We start from the raw sequence: 3409 nt of genomic DNA, 5'->3' as shown, positions 1-3409 counted from the left end.
CCATGCTGACCGCAAATCTGCTCATCGACTTCATCTATATCTTCCTCGATCCACGGCTGCGGAAGGCTTAAACCATGCTCAAATTCTTCTCGATTATTCTGCGCAACAAAAAAGCCACCGCCGGCATGTTGATCGTTCTGGCCTATATCGGCATTGCCTTGGCCGCGCCGCTGATCACCAGTCACGATCCGCTCAAACGCGTCGCCCGCCCCCACCAAGCGCCAACTGTTGAGCATTCCATGGGTTCAACCCGCATGGGCCGCGACGTCTACACCCAATTTGTGTGGGGCACCCGCACCTCGCTGATCGTCGGTTTTGCCGCCGGGCTGATCGTCACGGTCATTGGCACCCTGATCGGCGTCACCGCTGGCTATTTCGGGGGCTGGATTGATGAAACGCTCAACTTCATCACCAACATAGCCTTGGTCATCCCCCAACTGCCGCTTTTGTTGGTGCTTGCCGCCTTCATTGGGCAATCCGATCCCTTTATGATCGCCATGATTATCGGCCTCACGTCTTGGGCGTGGGGGGCAAGGGTGACCCGCGCTCAAACCCTGACCCTGCGCAAACGCGACTTCATTGAAGCATCCGAGCAAATCGGCGAACCCAGCTGGCGCATCATTTGTGTTGAATTGATGCCAAACCTTTTGTCGATCATCGGCTTTAATTTCATCGGATCAGTGGTTTACACCATCATCACCGAAGCAACGCTTGAGTTTTTAGGCCTTGGTGATCCGCTCGCCGTCTCTTGGGGCACCATGCTTTATAACGCACAAACCTCATCCGCCATCGCAGTTGGCGCATGGTGGGAGGTATTTGCCCCTTGCATGGCCATTGTGGTGATCGGTGTTGGCCTGTCGCTGCTCAATTTTGGCATCGACGAAATGTCGAACCCACGACTGCGCACCCTAGGCGCCATCAACAAAGCCGTGAAAGCGCAAAAGAAATTCGACCAAAACTACAAGAGCGCAAAAGGGGCCACCTCATGAGTGAAGATCGGTTCCTAGACGTTAAAGGCCTTGAGGTTGATTACATGACGTTGGACGGCCCGTTCCGCGCGGTCAAAACCGTCGATCTACACATCAACAAAGGCGAGGTGCTCGGCCTTGCCGGCGAAAGCGGCTGCGGGAAATCGACCATTGCCTATGCTTTGATGCGCCTGCACCGTCCCCCCGCGTTCATTTCTGGCGGCTCAATCACCGTTGATGGAGAGGACGTGCTGGCCTTTGACGAAGAGACCCTGAACCAATGGCGCTGGAGCAAGGTTTCTTTGGTGTTTCAAAGCGCCATGAATGCACTCAATCCTGTGCTCACCATCTTTGAGCAATTCCGGGACGTCTACCACCGCCATACCGGCAAATCAACGGCCGAAGCGCGCGCCCGTGCAATCGAGTTAATGGGGCTTGTGGGCATTGACCCTGCACGACTTGACGATTTCCCACATCAACTATCTGGCGGCATGCGCCAACGGGTGGTGCTGGCCAATGCCCTCATTCTTGAGCCGCAAATGATCATCATGGACGAACCAACCACGGCGCTTGATGTGGTGGTGCAACGTGAAATTTTGCAGGAAATCGCTGGTTTGCAAGCCAAATTCGGATTTTCAATCCTCTTCATCACGCACGACCTGGCCCTCATGGCCCAGTTCGCCGATCGAATTGCCATCATGCTGGAAGGCGAAATTGTTGAGGTGAACGACACACAAGAAATCGTCAATAACCCGCAGCACGACTACACCAAGAAACTATGGGAAGCGATGCCCAGTTTTGATGATGCAAAGGGAGTGGCGTAAATGTCAGCACCAGCATTTCTAACCCTCGATCAGGTCCATAAGACCTACACGCTTAAAACCATGTTTGGCCCCACCAAACAGGTTAAAGCACTGCAAGATATTTCCTTCTCGCTACAAAAAGGCCAAGCCCTCGCGCTGGTCGGCGAAAGCGGATCAGGCAAATCAACTTGTGGCCGCGCCGTGGCGGGCATGTTCCAAATCGACAGCGGAAAAATCTGCGTTGAAGGCAAACCCATCGCCACAGCGCACACCTCGAAAGAAAAGCGTGAAACCGCCCGCAAAGTGCAAATGGTCTTCCAAGACCCATTCGCTTCGCTGAACCCCACGCACACCGTGCGCCACCACCTTGAACGGCCCCTAAAACTACACAAGCGCGTGCCAGCAGATTCCACGCTAGAAGACGAACTGCACCGCACTTTGACCGATGTTGAGCTGGACCCAGCAGCCACGTTAGAAAAATACCCGCACGAGCTTTCCGGCGGTCAGCGCCAACGCATCAACTTGGCCCGTGCTTTGGCCGTGGGGGCTGAATTGATCATCGCGGATGAACCAACCTCGATGCTTGACGTGTCCATCCGCCGCTCTATTTTGAACCTAATGAAACGCTTAAAAGACGAGCGCGGCATCACGTTTCTTTATATCACCCACGATCTCGCAACGGCCCACTATCTAACGGAAAACACAGCCGTTATGTTTGGCGGCCGCATCGTTGAATATGGCCCGTCCGACCAAATCGTGCGTGATCCACAACACGCTTATTCAAAGCTGTTGCTTTCCTCAGTCCCCAGCGCCAAAACAAAAATTGACGCGAATTTTGAACATGCCAAAGACTTTTCAAACTTCGCTGATGAAGTGCGAAAAGCCACGGCAGCCAGCACAGCGCCCTTGGCCAGCATCGGCGAAGGGCGCATGATGAGAAGTTAGCGCGTTTGCACATTCTTCTGCCGGCCGTGAATTTAGGATGGAACCTTAGCACGGCCAAAAATTTGCATAAGCGCGTACATACTCAACGCAACCGATGGGCCAATGCCCAAAGCAAACATGACGGTACCAAAGCCAACACCACCGCCCAAACTCCAGCCAATTGCAATCACCCCAAGTTCAATGCCGCTACGTACCCAGGCAATGGGCAAGTTGGTGATCCTTTGCAAACCGGTCATCAATCCGTCGCGCGGGCCCGGCCCCAAATTGGCGATCAAATAAAGCGCTCCACCAAAGCCTGTGACCAACAAGCCAAACACGGCCTCCGATACCTTTAGAAAAATATTGTCGAAGGTTGGCAAATGCGGCAGCACAAAACTAAGCACCAGCGAGATAATGATCGCATTCAACAAGGTGCCAATGCCCGGGCTTTGCTTTAGTGGAATCCAACAAATCAGCACACCAACGCTGATGACAAAACTGGCGAGCCCAATATCCCAACCGGTGATTTTGGTTACACCTTCCGCAAAAACAGTCCATGGGCTTAACCCAACCGCCCCCGCCACAATCAGAGCCTCGCCAAGTCCAAAGAGAAAAAGCCCAACAACCAGAAAAACCAACGACGTACCGGGCGGCCGAAACGTTAGGGCTTTGGGCGCACTCCAAAAAAGCCGTGGGACTTCCTTCACGGAAAGA

The 3409-nt window shown here is 53.7% G+C and carries 4 protein-coding genes; 3 read left to right on the top strand and 1 reads right to left on the bottom strand.

What is annotated here, in order from left to right:
• Window positions 1-74: 74 nt before the first annotated feature.
• Genes Q0231_RS01495 through Q0231_RS01485 form a run of 3 tightly spaced genes read left to right on the top strand, consistent with a single transcriptional unit; the run spans window position 75 to window position 2716 of the window.
• Window positions 75-989 (top strand): ABC transporter permease, encoded by a 915-nt coding sequence (locus tag Q0231_RS01495; RefSeq protein ID WP_299344116.1) that lies wholly within the window; start codon window positions 75-77, stop codon window positions 987-989.
• Window positions 986-1792 (top strand): ABC transporter ATP-binding protein, encoded by an 807-nt coding sequence (locus Q0231_RS01490; protein WP_299344113.1) that lies wholly within the window; start codon window positions 986-988, stop codon window positions 1790-1792. The genes Q0231_RS01495 and Q0231_RS01490 overlap by 4 nt, the downstream gene beginning before the upstream one ends.
• Window positions 1793-2716, top strand: a complete 924-nt coding sequence (locus Q0231_RS01485) for an ABC transporter ATP-binding protein (protein ID WP_269394641.1) — start codon at window positions 1793-1795, stop codon at window positions 2714-2716.
• A 32-nt stretch (window positions 2717-2748) separates the two neighbouring features.
• On the opposite strand, the gene Q0231_RS01480 is transcribed toward Q0231_RS01485, so the two are convergent.
• Window positions 2749-3409: hypothetical protein (locus tag Q0231_RS01480; protein ID WP_299344108.1), on the bottom strand; the 661-nt coding region annotated here is incomplete at its 5' end.

The sequence above is a fragment of the uncultured Maritalea sp. genome, from assembly GCF_937139385.1.
Classification (GTDB): Bacteria; Pseudomonadota; Alphaproteobacteria; order Rhizobiales; family Devosiaceae; genus Maritalea; species Maritalea porphyrae_A.
The sequence above is the reverse complement of the archived record's forward strand: the minus strand, read 5'-3'. Positions and strand labels throughout refer to the sequence as shown.

Bases quoted from the DNA above. Each gene is read 5' to 3' on its own strand.
- Q0231_RS01495 (WP_299344116.1), top strand. From the start codon at position 75: ATGCTCAAATTCTTCTCGATTATTCTGCGCAACAAAAAAGCCACCGCC.
- Q0231_RS01490 (WP_299344113.1), top strand. From the start codon at position 986: ATGAGTGAAGATCGGTTCCTAGACGTTAAAGGCCTTGAGGTTGATTAC.
- Q0231_RS01485 (WP_269394641.1), top strand. From the start codon at position 1,793: ATGTCAGCACCAGCATTTCTAACCCTCGATCAGGTCCATAAGACCTAC.